At 46.9% G+C, this 14,880-nt stretch carries 23 protein-coding genes; 10 read left to right on the top strand and 13 right to left on the bottom strand.

Annotation, left to right across the window (positions count from 1 at the left end):
- Positions 1-263, bottom strand: a 263-nt coding sequence (locus AKL11_RS14180) for a helix-turn-helix domain-containing protein (protein WP_157673628.1), incomplete at its 3' end; no start/stop codon positions are given.
- A 66-nt stretch (positions 264-329) separates the two neighbouring features.
- On the opposite strand from AKL11_RS14180, the gene AKL11_RS26465 reads away from it, so the two are divergent.
- The gene (locus tag AKL11_RS26465; RefSeq protein WP_281180360.1) at positions 330-455 is read left to right on the top strand and encodes a hypothetical protein; all 126 of its coding nucleotides are present in this window, start codon (positions 330-332) and stop codon (positions 453-455) included.
- A gap of 57 nt (positions 456-512) precedes the next feature.
- Here AKL11_RS26465 and AKL11_RS14175 read toward each other — a convergent pair whose 3' ends face one another.
- The 11 genes from AKL11_RS14175 to AKL11_RS14125 all read right to left on the bottom strand — a co-directional run bounded on the left by AKL11_RS14175 (position 513) and on the right by AKL11_RS14125 (position 7,409).
- Entirely contained in the window at positions 513-893 is a 381-nt protein-coding gene (locus AKL11_RS14175; RefSeq protein ID WP_067518612.1) for a type II toxin-antitoxin system PemK/MazF family toxin, read from the bottom strand.
- Positions 894-1,160, bottom strand: coding sequence for an AbrB/MazE/SpoVT family DNA-binding domain-containing protein (locus AKL11_RS14170; RefSeq protein WP_067518610.1), 267 nt, complete (start codon positions 1,158-1,160; stop codon positions 894-896).
- A gap of 73 nt (positions 1,161-1,233) precedes the next feature.
- Complete coding sequence (locus AKL11_RS14165; protein ID WP_067518608.1) at positions 1,234-1,491, bottom strand: pyocin activator PrtN family protein; 258 nt, start codon at positions 1,489-1,491, stop codon at positions 1,234-1,236.
- A gap of 42 nt (positions 1,492-1,533) precedes the next feature.
- Positions 1,534-3,168 (bottom strand): DEAD/DEAH box helicase, encoded by a 1,635-nt coding sequence (locus AKL11_RS14160; RefSeq protein WP_067518606.1) that lies wholly within the window; start codon positions 3,166-3,168, stop codon positions 1,534-1,536.
- Positions 3,158-3,460, bottom strand: coding sequence for a hypothetical protein (locus AKL11_RS14155; protein WP_067518604.1), 303 nt, complete (start codon positions 3,458-3,460; stop codon positions 3,158-3,160). The genes AKL11_RS14160 and AKL11_RS14155 overlap by 11 nt, the downstream gene beginning before the upstream one ends.
- The gene (locus AKL11_RS14150) at positions 3,453-4,550 is read right to left on the bottom strand and encodes a hypothetical protein (protein ID WP_216636806.1); all 1,098 of its coding nucleotides are present in this window, start codon (positions 4,548-4,550) and stop codon (positions 3,453-3,455) included. The genes AKL11_RS14155 and AKL11_RS14150 overlap by 8 nt, the downstream gene beginning before the upstream one ends.
- A gap of 68 nt (positions 4,551-4,618) precedes the next feature.
- On the bottom strand, positions 4,619-5,122 hold the full coding sequence (locus AKL11_RS14145) for a DUF669 domain-containing protein (protein ID WP_067518602.1): 504 nt from the start codon (positions 5,120-5,122) through the stop codon (positions 4,619-4,621).
- 11 nt (positions 5,123-5,133) lie between these two features.
- Positions 5,134-5,907 (bottom strand): ATP-binding protein, encoded by a 774-nt coding sequence (locus tag AKL11_RS14140; RefSeq protein ID WP_067518600.1) that lies wholly within the window; start codon positions 5,905-5,907, stop codon positions 5,134-5,136.
- Positions 5,907-6,317 (bottom strand): DUF7173 family protein, encoded by a 411-nt coding sequence (locus tag AKL11_RS14135; RefSeq protein ID WP_067518598.1) that lies wholly within the window; start codon positions 6,315-6,317, stop codon positions 5,907-5,909. The genes AKL11_RS14140 and AKL11_RS14135 overlap by 1 nt, the downstream gene beginning before the upstream one ends.
- A 30-nt stretch (positions 6,318-6,347) precedes the next feature.
- On the bottom strand, positions 6,348-6,662 hold the full coding sequence (locus tag AKL11_RS14130) for a hypothetical protein (protein ID WP_157673581.1): 315 nt from the start codon (positions 6,660-6,662) through the stop codon (positions 6,348-6,350).
- Positions 6,663-6,794: 132 nt separating this feature from the next.
- On the bottom strand, positions 6,795-7,409 hold the full coding sequence (locus tag AKL11_RS14125; protein WP_067518592.1) for a LexA family transcriptional regulator: 615 nt from the start codon (positions 7,407-7,409) through the stop codon (positions 6,795-6,797).
- A 172-nt stretch (positions 7,410-7,581) separates the two neighbouring features.
- Here AKL11_RS14125 and AKL11_RS14120 point away from each other — a divergent pair, with 172 nt between their 5' ends.
- The 9 genes from AKL11_RS14120 to AKL11_RS26460 all read left to right on the top strand — a co-directional run bounded on the left by AKL11_RS14120 (position 7,582) and on the right by AKL11_RS26460 (position 14,014).
- Positions 7,582-7,791, top strand: a complete 210-nt coding sequence (locus AKL11_RS14120) for a TraR/DksA C4-type zinc finger protein (RefSeq protein ID WP_157673580.1) — start codon at positions 7,582-7,584, stop codon at positions 7,789-7,791.
- Positions 7,792-7,804: 13 nt separating this feature from the next.
- Positions 7,805-9,796 carry an AAA family ATPase gene (locus tag AKL11_RS24630; RefSeq protein WP_095210395.1) on the top strand — a complete coding sequence of 664 codons (1,992 nt, stop codon included), beginning with the start codon at positions 7,805-7,807 and terminating at the stop codon, positions 9,794-9,796.
- A gap of 238 nt (positions 9,797-10,034) precedes the next feature.
- Positions 10,035-10,502 (top strand): RuvC family protein, encoded by a 468-nt coding sequence (locus AKL11_RS14110; protein WP_067518586.1) that lies wholly within the window; start codon positions 10,035-10,037, stop codon positions 10,500-10,502.
- Complete coding sequence (locus AKL11_RS14105; protein ID WP_067518584.1) at positions 10,499-11,425, top strand: hypothetical protein; 927 nt, start codon at positions 10,499-10,501, stop codon at positions 11,423-11,425. Before AKL11_RS14110 ends, AKL11_RS14105 begins: the two co-directional genes overlap by 4 nt.
- 20 nt (positions 11,426-11,445) lie before the next feature.
- Positions 11,446-12,681, top strand: coding sequence for a Rossmann-fold NAD(P)-binding domain-containing protein (locus tag AKL11_RS14100; protein WP_067518582.1), 1,236 nt, complete (start codon positions 11,446-11,448; stop codon positions 12,679-12,681).
- A 130-nt stretch (positions 12,682-12,811) separates the two neighbouring features.
- Positions 12,812-13,087, top strand: a complete 276-nt coding sequence (locus AKL11_RS14095) for a hypothetical protein (protein WP_067518580.1) — start codon at positions 12,812-12,814, stop codon at positions 13,085-13,087.
- A 4-nt stretch (positions 13,088-13,091) separates the two neighbouring features.
- Positions 13,092-13,517, top strand: a complete 426-nt coding sequence (locus tag AKL11_RS14090; RefSeq protein ID WP_067518578.1) for an N-acetylmuramoyl-L-alanine amidase — start codon at positions 13,092-13,094, stop codon at positions 13,515-13,517.
- On the top strand, positions 13,514-13,882 hold the full coding sequence (locus tag AKL11_RS14085; RefSeq protein WP_067518577.1) for a 3TM-type holin: 369 nt from the start codon (positions 13,514-13,516) through the stop codon (positions 13,880-13,882). The genes AKL11_RS14090 and AKL11_RS14085 overlap by 4 nt, the downstream gene beginning before the upstream one ends.
- A 3-nt stretch (positions 13,883-13,885) precedes the next feature.
- Complete coding sequence (locus tag AKL11_RS26460; protein WP_301335657.1) at positions 13,886-14,014, top strand: ParB N-terminal domain-containing protein; 129 nt, start codon at positions 13,886-13,888, stop codon at positions 14,012-14,014.
- 11 nt (positions 14,015-14,025) lie between these two features.
- Here AKL11_RS26460 and AKL11_RS14080 read toward each other — a convergent pair whose 3' ends face one another.
- On the bottom strand, positions 14,026-14,847 hold the full coding sequence (locus tag AKL11_RS14080; protein ID WP_245673409.1) for an IS630 family transposase: 822 nt from the start codon (positions 14,845-14,847) through the stop codon (positions 14,026-14,028).
- Positions 14,848-14,880 lie beyond the last annotated feature (33 nt).

Raw genomic sequence — 14,880 nt, 5'->3', positions numbered from 1 at the left:
ATCTGTTTGTTACGACCACCACGAGGAAGGTCTTTYTCTATTCCCCGAAAACCTTCAGCTACATAACGAACTCGCCAACGGCTTACTTGTCCCCGTTCGATATTTAATGCTTCCGCAATTTCAAGATTGGTTTTTCCAWCTGCAGCCAAAAGAATAATTTTAGAACGACGGGCAATGCGTACAGAGCTTTTATTTGACGACGATAGACGTTTTAGTAGTTTTTGTTCCTGTTCACGCAGGCTTATCTTGGCTGCGACTCTCATAGATAGTATCCGTCCTTAGATGCTCTTACCTATAATGGCACAGCGAGATTATTTATGTTGTATTAAATGCAGCTCACTACACTAGAGCCATCAGAGCATTTGCAAACAGCAAGGGATATTCGCAGGGGTATTGAGTCGAAAGCTATTGAAATCGACGAAATTGAAGATGCGATTAAAGAAGGAAGGTCATGATGCTTCCTGCGGCAGTGGAGATCGGGAGTCAAATGGTTTGTCTCCCGGTGTCTGAAATTAGCTTTCCTCATCCATATATTTATCAAGTACTTCATCAGCACCAATAAGCGGAATGATTCGCAAGATGACTTCTTCAAAAATACCTTTTTGCGCCTTAGTGATAAATTTGGCTTTCCTTTCTTTCCAACTTAATGTCTGAATCAGGTTGGTGGCAACTACTGACTTTTCATCCAGATTTTTGATTGGAACCTCAGTCGCGGCACCTCTAATACTGGTGCTTACCGGGCAGCAAATAAGCATGCTGGTTTTTTTATTGTAATCTTTGCTGGAGAGTACAAAAGCAGGTCTGTATTTGCCTATTTCTTTTCCACGGGTAGGCTCAAAATCCAGCCATATCAAATCATTCCGTTCTGGAATGTATGCTTTTTCTGTTTTCATTTATAGACCGAGTTCGGAAGATGTTGGAGTGGCTAACTCGTCAGCGTGTGCTTTTTCTGGCGTCATACCAGCCAAAAGGGATTCTTCAGTATAGGGCAGCTTAAACTTTTTCTTTTGTTGCTCAACTTTTTTGATGACGAGACCATCTTCAGTGACATCAACTGCTATCTTAGAGCCTGCTTTAAATTGAGGTATTTCTGCCATGGCTCCGGAAATCCTCAAGGCCAGACTGTTGCCCCATCGCTTGATTTCCCCTTCAACTCTCATGATATTACCCTCTCTTTGAATTGAGTATATACAATGTATACACAAAAGCAAGCTGTGCTAAACCAAAGTATGTCTATATCCCCTGAACTTTTTCCCATGTATTGCTGTAGGTCTCATGTCGAGAATCCAGATAGGCCGCTAAGTCTGAAAGCTTAACCATCATTGGCGACTTTTTACTGGAGGTCACCCGAACCACTGGCACCGGAAGATCCTGAGCGGCTGCAGCGATTTTGGTGCAGCGCTCACTCAAACCGAAAAACTCCTCACAAATTTCTTCCAGTCGTACATAAGGCTTTTCATATCGAGCATAAAGCAGGAGTTCTGTATTCATTTCAAGTTCCCTGAAATAACATCAATATCCGTATCAATGTGTTTACAGCATTGAGTTGTCGTCAGAATGGTCTGTTGGAGGCGAGAAGTCATAGGCACGTATTCGGTACCAGCGGCCTTCCTGAATAACCTCTATGCGGGTTGGCTCTTTCAAGTCTTCGGTTTCCCTCAGCAGTTGATAGGCGTCCACTGTCATTGCTGGGCAGGGAGTGTGACCAAACCGCTTAACCCACCAGATAACCGCTTTTTGTCGTGCATAGCCGCCATGCTGAAAACAAGCCCATTCACGTACTGTTTTCAGGCCGCAACGATAGAGCACCTGAACAGATGGTGGTTTGCCAAATTTTTCATGGATGCTGTAGACGACTTCATCCACTTCTAACCACTGAGGCTCGACCTGTGCAGAGAGCAGTGCTGCATCGGAGGCTACTGGGTCATGCTTTTCCCGTTCTGGAAACTCATACTGGCAGGCGGGACACACTCGCAAGCTTGCCAGTATGATTTCAAAGCACTCTGGGCATTCTTTGACGGGTGGAGCCCCAGTGCCTTCACCGACTTTAATGCTGCCGATGGTGATTTGATCAATCGGACCATGCCGCTCCACATTGCCTCCGTAATCCAGAACCAGACAATCCTGTTTGTCCGTCTCAGGGCTGACCCGTAAACCTCTACCCAATATCTGCACATAAAGGCCGGGAGATTTAGTGGCTCGGAGTAGAGCAATCAGGTCAGTACGTGGTGCATCGAAGCCAGTGGTTAATACTCCCTGACTGGTGAGAGCTTTGATGCGGCCATTTTTATAGTCAGCGAGAATACGTGCCCGCTCGTCTTTTGGTGTTTTACCAGTAACGCAGTCTGCACTAATACCAGCATCCAGCAGTAACTGTTTTACCTGTTGGGCATGTGCGATGCTGACGCAGAAGATCAACCAGGCATCTCGACCTTCGCCGTATTCAATAATTTCAGCTACGGCTTTTTCGGTAACGTCGTTTTCCTGCACAGCGGCTTCCATATCACTGCTTAGAAACTCACCCTGTCTGGTACGAACTCCCTTCAAATTGATTTTTTCTTTGCCGCCTTTGGAAGTGAGTGGTGATAGATAGCCATCGTCAATTAATCGCTGAATATCGGTTTCATAAACAATGTCACTGAACAGAGGGTTTTTACCCTGTGTCAGCAGCCCCTGCTTCATGCGATAGGGCGTTGCCGTAAAACCAATAATTTTCAGGTTCGGATTAATGACTTTTAAAGCAGCGATAAAACGGGCATACATCGACTCTGAACGCTCACTGTTCAGGGTATGCACTTCATCAATTAGCAACAGATCAACATGGCCAAGTTGCTCTGCCCGTTTATGAACACTCTGAATACTGGCAAACAGAACCTGTGCATCAGTATTACGTGAGCCAATGGCCGCAGAGTAAATACCGGTAGGCGCTTCTGGCCAGATCGCCACAAGCTTTTCCAGATTCTGCTCAATGATCTCCTTCACATGCGAGAGCATCAAAAATCGTTGCTCTGGCCATTGCTCGAGAACACTGCGAATAAAGTCAGCGATAATAATGGATTTGCCACCGCCGGTACTGACACAGACCAACGGGTTGCCTTCCGCCGAATTGAAGTACTGATAAATCGCTTCAATGGCTTCTTGCTGGTACCAGCGAAGTTTATAAGCCACTGATGCCACCTTTCATATCGTTAATGATTTTGCTGGCGATTCGTTCCACCCGTTTGCGATCAAAGTAAGTCATCTGGTGTTGGTAATGTTTCCCATCTCTCCATTCTGCTATTTGCTCTTGCACCTCTGCCATCAGGGCGCTGAGAATCCGTTCACAGAACAGAGGGCTAATATACGGCAGCTCATCATTAAAACTAATACGGACTATTTCGGAGGTGTCGTTATCAGTTTTCAGATCAATCCAGTTATCTGAATAATCGGCGGTACTGACACGCTTCAGTAGTTCAGCCATGGTCAGTCTCCTTGCTTTTGTTCTTGTCAGCATTGGCCACTACTGTGCCATTGAAGTTTTTTTTCAGTTCGTTCAGTTGGGTATCCGTCAGCAGGGCTTTATCTTCTACAGCCTGAATCTCTCTGGATGAAAACTGCTCCTGACCATCGCCCGTCATAAAAACCTCTCCGGTGGCTTTGAGTCTGTATTTAATCCAGAACTCACCACTGTCCAGAGGCTCAGCAAACGACTCCAGCAAATAAGGGTTATAAAGGTGCTCATCACAACCGGATTTCTGAACCTGTAATGGAATTTCCATATTGTGGCGAGCGCAGTGCCACTGCCCGGAGTTATCCGCGGAATCGACCGGGGTTGAATGCAGGCAGGTTCGACAATTCACGGCAGGTGTCTCCTGACCGTGACAGATACCATAATGGTCGCAAAATTTGCAGAGATACCAGCTCGGATCATCGCTGATTTTATTCAAAGGCCGGTCGCTGGTGATGATACATTCCGCACGAGTCACAGTGGCTTTGCCGATGTTTGCATCCAGTCGAATCCGCTCGCCGTAGAGCTCATCGGTATTCTTATTTACGGCAATATAAAAGGCTCTGGTCAACTGTGGGCTGGCTAGATACATATACACCTGCATCTGCACAAAATGTTCCGGTTTGGCTTCGGCGACACCTTTCTTGACCAGATGACTGAATGACTTCTCATTGTGGGTTTTCATCTCGATCAGATGCCAGGTTTTCGGAGCTTCAATAAAACCCTGACCGACACCATCCATTGAGCCACCAAAATGACCATGGCAGGCTGAGACTCTGAATTGCTCACCTATAGCGGGATCAGCCTCAAAGATTTTGATGCCAATACTTCGCAGGTCAGCCACGAAACGCTCTTCGGCCAGATGCCCGGTTTGAAACAGGCGCAATAATTGCCCGCTATGTTTAACCTCAGTACACCATCGAAAGGTATACCACAGCGCCCGTTCACAGGGGCGACCAATGATCGAACCGCCAAGGTGTGCCCGAAAGCCGTCGTCTTGATGATCTTCGTAATGCTTAACGATGGCTTTGATCGTTGTTTGCTGTGGTTCTGGAATATCCATACTCACGCACCGTTATTATTGATTTAGCCTCTAAAAAGTCAGGGGGCGAGCCCCCTTAGTAGCAGTGATTATTTCTGACCCCAGGGCGGCGCTGCTTGATGAGCTGCCACTGGAGTCTGAGGTTGAGGCGCAGCATAGGACGGTGTTTGCTGCTGTGGAACAGGAGCTCCCTGAACTGGCTGCCCCGCCACATTGATCCACTTTTTGACTTCATTCTTTGGGCCATAACCGGGGTCGTTCTTAACCACGACACGAATGCGGATAACCTGGTTCAGCAGTTGATCGGTATCACTGATCATCGGTTGGCTAATGGCGTGAGCAATGCGGCTGAGTTCCTTTCTACCAATCTCTTCTGCCTTCGGGCTTCTGTTTTCAACATTGTGCTGTGACCAGAGTTTCCGACTCTCGTATTGTCCTTCCATGATCGTATAGGTCAGCTTCACCATACGACCACCGGCCTTGGTATTTTCCAGCGATGCTTCGGTGATCATGGTGAGATACTCACCAGGAGGCAAAGTATCAAACTCATCGGTAGGATCATAATCACCAGCGTTAAAACCTAACTGTGCCATGGATAATCTCCTTATTGTTGGCTCGAGTTATGGGTCAGTGCGTCACTAAATGCCTGCCAGCTCAGAGGTATCTCTGCCGGCAGGCCATAGCGATTCTTGGCAACGAAACTCGGACGAGCTTCGGTATAGAGGTAGCGTTGACCCGTACTGATGCCACGGGTTTTCACTTTGTTAAAACCACCTTCTTCCTTTTCGATGACGGTCTTGTAATCAGCGAACAATACGCAGTCCACCGATTCTTGAATCAGATCACTGGCTCGTTTATGAAGCTTGATCTGGTAGCGGTCATAGCTGTCAGTAGTTGGGCTTTCAAAGCGTTTGATTTCCGAATGGGCAATCAGAATAAAGGCCATGCCTTTTTCATTGCGCAGTGCAAAGAGACCATCCAGCAGTTGTCGCCATAAATCCAATGCCAGCACAAACCCTTTGCCATAGCCGAAGTCGTCTATAGCTTGATACCGCTCACCCTTTGGACCCACATAGATATCGCAGAGATGCTGCCATACCAGTGGTTCGAGATGGTCCAGGCTATCAATGACCACGGTCTGATAGCTGTGCTCGGAGGTATAGAGAACGGCAAGGGCATCCAGTACATCCTGAAAGCTGGTCATCATGGGAAAGGCATCCACTTCCAACCTGCCCAGGCCATCTTCGGTCTGAATAAATACTGGGTTTGGCGCATTCGCTGCGAAGGTGGTTTTACCCACACCGGCAGGACCGTGCTCAACAATGCCAGGCGCTTTGATGCCGGTTGAACGACTGATGGATTCCAGAGAGATAGCCATTATTGCACCTCCAGTCGTTCAAATTTAATAGCTGTCTTTTTGGGCTTGGTAGTGATGGCTTCGGCGATCAGGTTATAGCTGGCTCGATCAAGACCCTGCAGGCTTTTAAGCTGACGGGTATCAATCTCCAGTTTGCTGCGGACAACCTTTGCCGCGACACTTTCCGGGATTCGATTTTTCACCTGATGCCACTTGTCAGTATCCAGTGTCCGGGTAAAGCCAGCGACGGTGGTGACTTTGTAATAGTCTCCCTTGGTGGAATAGCTGCCCTCGTCTTTAACACCCACGAGTTCGCATAACTGCTGCTCAATAGCGAGGCGATAATCCTTTGTCTGCTGCTCGGATTGTTTGGCTTGTTCTAACTCGTAGGCGAGTTGATCCAGCCGTGAAGCATGGTTGCTTTCGGTCATGGCAATTCCTTTTGCTGTGGTGGGTTGTGGTTAACCGACAGGTTTCAGGTAATGGTTCAGATCATTAAGGCAGGTGATCTCCACATGGCCAGTTTTGTCGGTGAGGTCAATCAACAGATTGTTGATATGAAAAACGTCTGGAATAACGGGGTCTGTCTTGGATTCTGTTTGCTGAACGAGATGACTGTTCAGGCAAACGATAGTATGTAGGAGTGTGGTGCGTGCGGTTTCTGCCTTGCTTCTTAACGACTTGGCCTGCTGCTCCAATTGGCTGGCTTGACCTTCGAGTGAAACTACTTCACTGGCTACATCCTCAATAATCTTTCCCTGAGTCATGAGGTCCATGTTGTCTGTCGTCCAAATTGTTATTTGAATTTTTAAACAACAGATTGCTCTCATGGAATATGAGTGTCAAATATTTTTTGAATAATTTCGACAAAAGGCTGGATTAAGATGGAAAGGCGCTACAACCAGCGCCTATTTTTTGCAGGATTGGTAAATGCCAATCAGAGTACCGAGATAGTTATCACGAACCACTTCGACGGGCTGGAATCGAGGATTTGAGAAAACCAGCATCGCCTTTCCATTCAACTCTTCGAAGATGCCCAGTACCGGGGTGGTGTCGTTAAACAGTGCAATGGCGCCAAGTTCCAATGTGACTTTCGGATCAATAAAAATATTCGCTTGCTGTGGAATTGTAATGGCAGGCGTGCCGCAGCTGTCCATGGAGCTGCCTTTGGTTTTTAGGGAAAAGGTCAGATCGCTGCACTCGTCAGGGCAATAAACCCAAGGCGCATTGCCCGGTGTCATCTGGTTCAGTACATAATCCGTCACTTCTGTTTCATCCAGTAGCGGAACGGCTTTGCCTGTTGGGGTTTCACGACTGATGCCGGTTGCCAGATAATCCTGGGAAACTCCGAGAACGGAAGCAATTTTGTATTGCACCATTGTTTCATTGTTTTCGCTCAAGTCCATTTTTGCGCCTAACCAAACGGACACTGCCGAGCGAGTCACCCCAAGCCGGTTAGCCAGTTCGCTCTGGGATATCTTCTGTTTGGCTAATAAAATTTTAGTGCGCTCTTTCCAATCCATGAGTCTGCTTCTGTCGTTAATTTCCGTTTTTTTATTATTCGACTTTTAGCAAGCATTTACCAGCTTGCTAAAGTTTCACGTGTTTTATGTAATTCGACAAATTTGACATCTGGTGCAGAGAAAGAACAGACTGAAAAACCGCCATATGGATAACCAAACGATAGGAGGCCTTATGGATGAGGCAGATATCGCCAGTGACTATCAGCGGCGTGAGATGGACACGCTACTGAGTCATCGCCAGAAAAAACAAACATTAACGGTCAAAGATTCTGCGGATTGTTGCGAAGAGTGTGGTTTTGAAATTCCCTCTGAACGACAAGTTGCTGTGCCGGGTTGTTCGTTATGCATTTTGTGCGCAACAAGACTTGAACAAACCAGTTAACGAGAGGGCAAGCATGGAAGCGATTTTACCCAATACGACGGCGGAAGCCTGGAAGCTGAATGAAGCAGGGCTGTCGATTGTGCCTCTGGGTTCTCCTTTTGAAACACCTCCAGAGTGGTTTGTTGAGGGCAGGTGTTCTGGTGATATTGAGAAAGCTCGAGTGGAGTGGCCTAAAGCACCTCGGCTGCGGTGGAAGCAATATCAGGAAACGGCTCCGGAAGACGATGTGATTGAGCAGTGGACGACCCTTTATCCCCATGCCAACTGGGCGATCGTCACAGGCTACGGCGTTGTGGTGGTTGATGCAGACAGTGCAGAGGCGGTGCAGTTTATCGAGAATGGTGGCATTACCCGAACCCCGTTAAAAGCGGTCACTAGCAAGGGCAAGCACTACTATTTTCAGGTCAATCCGGAGTATCCCGTTCACAACTCCGTGCGTAAGAACAAAATCGATTTACGTGGGATTGGTGGGTATGTGGTCGCGCCCGGCAGCACCCATGCGGATGGCACATTGTATCGCTGGGAAACCGATGGCTACATGAATATTGGCGACACCCATGACCTCCTCATGCTGACACCCGACGACATTGCTGCAATTAATGGTTTCAATGGCCAATCGTTAGAAGACAAACCGGCAGGCAACCTTGGGTTTTCAACGGATCAATACCCTTTACCTCACGATGGCAGCAATCTGGCAGAAGGTCAGGGGCGAAATAACGCAGCGGCGAGCATGGCGGGGCAGCTGATTCGTCAGAACTATTCGTTAATGGATATCAAAAAGATTCTGGACCAGTGGAATCAATCCAACACGCCGCCGCTCTCATCGTCAGAACTGAATACCACCATTGCCAGTATTGTTCGCACCCACGGTAATAATCATCCGGGGTCAGGGATAATGATTGAGCCCCAATCACCTGCGCGGCAGTTTGCTTTCAGTCATGTAAAAGAGCTGGTCAGAGGCGTTCGTCCTATTAACTGGCTGATTAAAGGTTTTCTGGAAACCGACAGTCTGTCGTTAATGTTCGGCGAGCCCGCCTGCGGTAAATCCTTTTCTGCTATCGATCTGGCCTGTTGTGTAGCAACCGGCAAGGAGTGGCATGGCAAAGCGGTAAAACGACCCGGCTCTGTCTTCTATATCGCTGGCGAAGGGTTTAACGGCTTATCCCGTCGTTTAATGGCCTGGCAGGTTTCCCACGGTTACAACCTGAGAAATGCGCCTTTATACGTCAGTCAGTGTTCAGCGTCTCTCACGGATTTGGGTAATGCCCGGATGGTCAGCGAGAGCATTCAACAAATTGTTGAAGAAACCGGAGGCGTCATTCCCTCCCTGATCGTGATCGATACCCTCGCTAGAAACTTCGGTGCGGCCGACGAAAACGCCACCAAAGAGATGAATACCTTTATCAATCACATTGATCAGCTGTTGCGCTCGAAATACGAATGCTGCGTGCTGATCGTTCATCACACCGGAGTCGGCAGCAAAGACCGAGCCCGTGGCAACAGTGCCCTGAAAGGTGCCTTGGATGCCGAGTATGCGGTGGTGAAATCCGGTGACGAGGTCAAGATTTCTGCTAAGAAAATGAAAGATGCGGATGAGCCGGAACCCATGCATTTTTTCTTTGAGTCGGTGCGGCTGCCCTTTGCGGATGAGGATGGCGAGCAGCAATACAGCTGCGTGTTAAAGCACCTTGACCCTGATGCTGTGGAGCAAATGAAAACGTCCAAAGAGCTGGGCACTGCTCAGAAAAGGGTACTGGATATTCTGCATGGCTTGATCACCAAAGCGCGGTCGAACCTGGAGCGTGGTGGGCGTGATCCGAATCTGGCGCGCATTGAAGCCAAAGATCTGCGGAATGAGTGCGTAAAGATCGAGGCAGTGGTGGGCAGGAATAACTGGAGCCGGACATTTACGACGCTGGTTGAGAAAGAGCTGATTATTCAGGACGGTTTGTTTGTCAGTCTGTCTGATCAATACGACAACTTGAAAAATGAGGTGATTAACTGAATGAACGGTTCTAAAAAACGCCTCACTTGTCCGGTGAGGACACAACGCTGTCTGTTATGCCTCACCTTACCCCATAACTGCTTGATGAGTATGAGTAATTATCGGAATGAGCTTGTTCCTTTTCTCGTCCTCACTCACTCCACCACCCTAAGGGGTGGAGGGATGAGAGACATCAGAGGAAAGCTTGGAAATTGGGTTGAGGTTTTATAGATCACTGACTGATTCAAGGATGAAGCAGATGAGCATCATTATTGGTATTGATCCGGGGCTTAAAGGCGGCATTGCGGTTCTTGAAAGTGACAGCAAGAAAATCATTCGACTGGATGATATGCCGGTGTCGCCTGATGGGAAAAAGCAAAAAGTGAACGGCTACGGTCTATTAAAAATATTTGGAGGCTTTACCCGAGATACGGTGGAAATGGTCTATCTGGAACGGGTTGGTGCAAGACCAGGGCAGGGTGTTGTTTCCATGTTCAGTTTTGGTCGTTCCTATGGAGCTGTTGAAGCGACAGTCAGCTTGTTGGGGCTTCCGCTAACTTATGTCACTCCGCAATCTTGGAAGCGCAGAGCTGGTTTGGTAGGCGCAGAAAAAGATGCCAGTCGTGGCAAGGTGCTGGATTTATACCCGGATGCGGATGTTGCCCGCAAAAAAGACAATGGTCGTGCGGATGCTGTGTTGATTGCCAGGTATGGGGAGTCAGCATGAAATTTCACTCAGCGAGGCAGGCTATTCATGATGCGTATGCGATTCACATGAGAAGCAAAGGGTTTGAAGTCAACTTGGCTGCTGCCGTTTCCCAGTTAGATGCGTTGAAGGAGCTTTCAGCCATGCATCGAAAGCTGGGACGTATGTCAGAAGAGACGCCTACACAGAAACGACAGAAAGCAGTGTTTCAGAGGAAGATAGAGCAATACGCTCCAGTCAGTTTTGCTCACGGTGATCGTTCTACCAAAATGGATGTTGATCAATTGATTTGGGATAGCAAGGATGCAGCAAAAGTGATTGCTGTCGTTGAAAAGTTTCCGGCGCACCTTAAAGCTTGGTGCTACTGGTGTTATTCGCCGTTGGGAGATACCAATCAGGGTTGGTTTAAACAGATAGATGCAGAGGCAGAGATTAGAAAGTGTCTGAACAAAGCAAACGAACTTTCAGGCTTAGCATCAGGTTTACCTGGTCGTATTGCACGCTGCAAGACGGAAGTACGCAGGGCTGAGTTGTCTGCCATGGATACGAATGAGTTAATGGAACAGGCTGCTGACCTTGAAGAGAAAGCTATTAGATTGACCCGAGTTCATAAACAAATGCTTCAGCACCATAGCTATTGTGCACCATTCTGGAATTGGCTAGATAAACGAATTACTGAGAATGCTCCTCGAAAAATTAGGCAGAAGACACTGATCAATGTACACAATGTGTGTCGTGCATCTGTGTATAACTATCGTCATCAGGTGGTGACCGGGATTCAAAAGCCGTTGATGAGTCGGAAGGTGGTTTGTGAAATGTTTGGGGTGCCTTCTACTAACTTTGAAGGCTCTTATCGTCCATGGGTTTCATGGAGTTCTATTGTTTGTGATGAGCTGGATAAAACAGCATTGCCAGCAGTCGCGAAAAAACTTGAGTTGTTTTAACTCCACTTAGCATTTAATTTATGTTCATCATTGACGGGCAAATCTGGGGGGCTTTGCTGGTGGCTAGTATCAATTTTTCAGAGCAAAACAGTGGACGATCTATTCTATGGGGACTCAGTACAGAGACCTATCTGGTTGTCCATATAGAAGAAGCTCGCAATGGATTAGCATGTAATTGTATTTGTCCTGGCTGCAAACACCCTCTGATTGCAGTTCAGAATGGAGATATTACAAAGCACTTCAGACATGCCCCAGACTTGGAAACCAAAGAGAGTCGCCCATGTGCTAACCCTAGCGGTATATTTGAAACCCTAACTCATTTGTGGGCCAAGCAATATATTCAAAGAAGTAAAAAGATATTCCTTCCTGCTACATGTATTTCTCGTCCTCCTGATGACGATGGTTGTGAATACAACCCCTATGAGAGACAGCCTGCGCAAGAAATGGTTTTTGACCGAGTTGAGCTAGAAGTGAGCATGGATAAATTCAGACCCGACTGCGTGGGATACAAAGATGGCAAACGCCTCCTGATTGAAGTGTATGTTAATCATCAAGTGGATGAGGAAAAACTGAGCAAAGTCACAGCAAACAAAGAGCCTATGGTTGAAATTTGCTTGAACAACCCTTGTACAGAAGAAAGTGAGGAAAGAATAAAAAAACTGTTGGACTCACCTCGCTATTCTCGCTGGGTTTACCATCCCAATCTGGAAAAACATAGAAATAAAGCCGAAGAATATTTTGATCAACAACGGCAAGAATGGGATGCCAAAAAACTCAAGGAACACAGAGAACAGGTAGTAAAGCGCAGGACGGCAGAAAGAAAGTTGAAGTTTACAGAGCAGGTTAGAAGTGAGCTTAGTAAAATAGAAAATCGACTACGTAAAGAGTCAGCTACAGAAGCAAAAGAGCATATGCAAAAGCTAACTGCAGACACTCTGGCTACAGAACAGGAGTTTATTAGAATTGCCAAAAAGCTAGATGCTTTATATAGAGTTACATACAAAAAGCACCGTCGATATAAAAGCCTTTCAGATTCAGCAGAAGATACTCTTCGAGAAAGGAAGAATAATTATTACGATGAGGTCATTAATCGATGCCAACGTATTAATTTAAAAGATATGGAAAGATATAAACAACAGATTTCGCGTGTTGTCGAAGCATCTCTACCTCCTATAGAAAGTGATCAATGGGCTTACGTAGACAATGAAATCGAAGATAAAAATTCATTAGCCTACTTGCTTCGTGGTAACTTGTAAAAAAGGTAAAAAACTAGACACAGTTGCATAAAACATCTGTTTCAGTACATAATTCCCACTATCGAAAACCTCACCCAGGAATGGCGTGGGGTTTTTTATTGCCCAAAATCCCCTCTGTGCAGGACGCACCATGACTGACCTCTCCGACCGTCTGGATCGCATTGATGTGAAACTGGACAAGCTGAGTGAGGCTATATCCCAACTTGCCAGGATTGAAGAGCGAATCTCCCACCAGAACGACAATATGCACCAGCTGGATGCGAAACTCAGCGATATGGAATCCAGAATCAGAACCCTTGAGCTGCAAGGTAGCTCTCGAGGTGTTTTGCTGGCTGGTATTGAGCGGTTTGGCTGGATTGTTATCTCTGCGCTCATTGGTTTGGCAGCTTACTTCTTTAGGAAGTGAATACATGATTCCAAGGACGAAAACCAATTACATCGTGATTCACTGCTCAGCGACTCGTGCTGACCAGCATATCAATACAGACGATATCCGTCGCTGGCATATGAACGACAACGGATGGTCGGATATTGGCTATCACTGGGTTATTGAGCGAGATGGTTCTGTTCAGCAAGGTCGTGATGTTGACGTACAAGGCGCTCATGTTCGGGGTCATAACCATGAATCTGTTGGTATTTGCATGGTTGGAGGTATGGCTGAGAATGGCGAACCTGAAGACAACTTCACTTCTGAACAGTGGTTGGCTCTGGAAATGCTGATCGAATCTCTGGAGCTTCGTTATCCAGAAGTCCAAGTAGTTGGCCACTACTTCTTTACCCCTTACAAGACCTGTCCGAACTTTATCGTTGAGGACTGGTTGGAGTCGATCCAATGAGTTTTGCTGCAGCTATCCCTATTGTTGGCAAGATCATAGAGCGAGTGATTCCCGATCCGGGTAAAGCAGCAGAAGCCAAGAATCAGCTGGTTGAACTGGCAGTCAATGGCGAGCTGGATGAATTGGCTCAACGTGCCGGAGTAATCAACACCGAAGCCACAGGCGAAAGTTGGTTACAGCGTAACTGGCGCCCAATCGTCATGTTGGTGTTTACCGTGCTGATCGTTGCCCGTTGGTTAGGCTGGTCAGCTCCGGATTTATCAGAAGCAGTTGAACTTAAGCTGTTCTCCATCGTTCAGATTGGCATCGGTGGTTACATTGCCAGCCGGGGTATTGAGAAAGTGGCAGACAAGATAAGGCGCTAAGGAATGGCTGCTAAAAAATACAAAATGATGGATCTCAAGGTGAATGACCTGATCCCTTACGTGAACAACTCACGGGTTCACGATGAAGAACAGATTATTCAGATTTGTTCGTCTAAACCAAAACTCACTTGAAACCATCGGTTTTATTTTGGTTTTGGCTTAACCGGTTTTCTGAGCACCTCTTCCTCCTCGTCAAGAGACGTCTTGGTATGGAGTCTGTCGGCTAACTCGACTGGTTTTTGGTTAATCTGCACGCAGAAGGCTTTGACATTCTTCACCAGTTCATCTTGGGTGCTATGACAATAATGATAAGTTACCTCCTCTCTCAACCAACGCCAAAGAGCCTCAACTGGCATAAAATCAGGACTGTACGGAGGTAGCCAGACTAGCTCTATTTTTAGATTTTTTGCAGCCTCGCAGACGTCAAATGACCGATGATAGGACGCACCATCCCAAATAACAGTAATTTGTCGTTCAAGATTCTCCTGTCGAATACGCTCCAGAACATTCACAGTATGTTGTGAATTGCCTTTGGGGTATGGCCAAATCCTAACCTGGCCCTCGTTGTAGTAATAAATCCCGTAAAACGTGACTTTGGATAGCCCTGGAGAGCAAGAAGACACAAAGAGTCTACCGCCTTTAGCTGACCACCCACTACCGATATCCGTATCCTGATGAATGTGCGCTTCGTCAATATAAACGATCAGTTTTTCTTGCCTGGTTGCCTGCTGAAGTAACGGCTCAAGCTGCTTCAGATAGTCTGCTCTTTTTTCAGGATCGGCACGATTCAGGAGCTTCTTCGCCTTTTTCCAGGAGATATTATTCCTTTTCAAAACACGGCGAATAGTTTCCCGGGAGCAAGTAAAGCTCCATTTCACCTTGCACCAGTTTACTAACCTTTTAAGAGTCCAGCGAGGGAGTGACGACTTTTCAGCATTTGCAGCGGCTTCAGCCGAACGGTGGATGGCTTGAGTGATGATTGAGGTAACGGTTAGACA

The sequence above is a fragment of the Endozoicomonas ascidiicola genome (assembly GCF_001646945.1).
Classification (GTDB): domain Bacteria; phylum Pseudomonadota; class Gammaproteobacteria; order Pseudomonadales; family Endozoicomonadaceae; genus Endozoicomonas; species Endozoicomonas ascidiicola.
This window is presented reverse-complemented; position numbering and strand designations above follow the sequence as displayed.

Coding starts and splice junctions, on each gene's coding strand:
- AKL11_RS26465 (WP_281180360.1), top strand. CDS start 330: ATGCAGCTCACTACACTAGAGCCATCAGAGCATTTGCAAACAGCAAGG.
- AKL11_RS14175 (WP_067518612.1), bottom strand. CDS start 893: ATGAAAACAGAAAAAGCATACATTCCAGAACGGAATGATTTGATATGG.
- AKL11_RS14170 (WP_067518610.1), bottom strand. CDS start 1,160: ATGAGAGTTGAAGGGGAAATCAAGCGATGGGGCAACAGTCTGGCCTTG.
- AKL11_RS14165 (WP_067518608.1), bottom strand. CDS start 1,491: ATGAATACAGAACTCCTGCTTTATGCTCGATATGAAAAGCCTTATGTA.
- AKL11_RS14155 (WP_067518604.1), bottom strand. CDS start 3,460: ATGGCTGAACTACTGAAGCGTGTCAGTACCGCCGATTATTCAGATAAC.
- AKL11_RS14150 (WP_216636806.1), bottom strand. CDS start 4,550: ATGGATATTCCAGAACCACAGCAAACAACGATCAAAGCCATCGTTAAG.
- AKL11_RS14145 (WP_067518602.1), bottom strand. CDS start 5,122: ATGGCACAGTTAGGTTTTAACGCTGGTGATTATGATCCTACCGATGAG.
- AKL11_RS14140 (WP_067518600.1), bottom strand. CDS start 5,907: ATGGCTATCTCTCTGGAATCCATCAGTCGTTCAACCGGCATCAAAGCG.
- AKL11_RS14135 (WP_067518598.1), bottom strand. CDS start 6,317: ATGACCGAAAGCAACCATGCTTCACGGCTGGATCAACTCGCCTACGAG.
- AKL11_RS14130 (WP_157673581.1), bottom strand. CDS start 6,662: ATGGACCTCATGACTCAGGGAAAGATTATTGAGGATGTAGCCAGTGAA.
- AKL11_RS14125 (WP_067518592.1), bottom strand. CDS start 7,409: ATGGATTGGAAAGAGCGCACTAAAATTTTATTAGCCAAACAGAAGATA.
- AKL11_RS14120 (WP_157673580.1), top strand. CDS start 7,582: ATGGATGAGGCAGATATCGCCAGTGACTATCAGCGGCGTGAGATGGAC.
- AKL11_RS24630 (WP_095210395.1), top strand. CDS start 7,805: ATGGAAGCGATTTTACCCAATACGACGGCGGAAGCCTGGAAGCTGAAT.
- AKL11_RS14110 (WP_067518586.1), top strand. CDS start 10,035: ATGAGCATCATTATTGGTATTGATCCGGGGCTTAAAGGCGGCATTGCG.
- AKL11_RS14105 (WP_067518584.1), top strand. CDS start 10,499: ATGAAATTTCACTCAGCGAGGCAGGCTATTCATGATGCGTATGCGATT.
- AKL11_RS14100 (WP_067518582.1), top strand. CDS start 11,446: ATGTTCATCATTGACGGGCAAATCTGGGGGGCTTTGCTGGTGGCTAGT.
- AKL11_RS14095 (WP_067518580.1), top strand. CDS start 12,812: ATGACTGACCTCTCCGACCGTCTGGATCGCATTGATGTGAAACTGGAC.
- AKL11_RS14090 (WP_067518578.1), top strand. CDS start 13,092: ATGATTCCAAGGACGAAAACCAATTACATCGTGATTCACTGCTCAGCG.
- AKL11_RS14085 (WP_067518577.1), top strand. CDS start 13,514: ATGAGTTTTGCTGCAGCTATCCCTATTGTTGGCAAGATCATAGAGCGA.
- AKL11_RS26460 (WP_301335657.1), top strand. CDS start 13,886: ATGGCTGCTAAAAAATACAAAATGATGGATCTCAAGGTGAATGACCTG.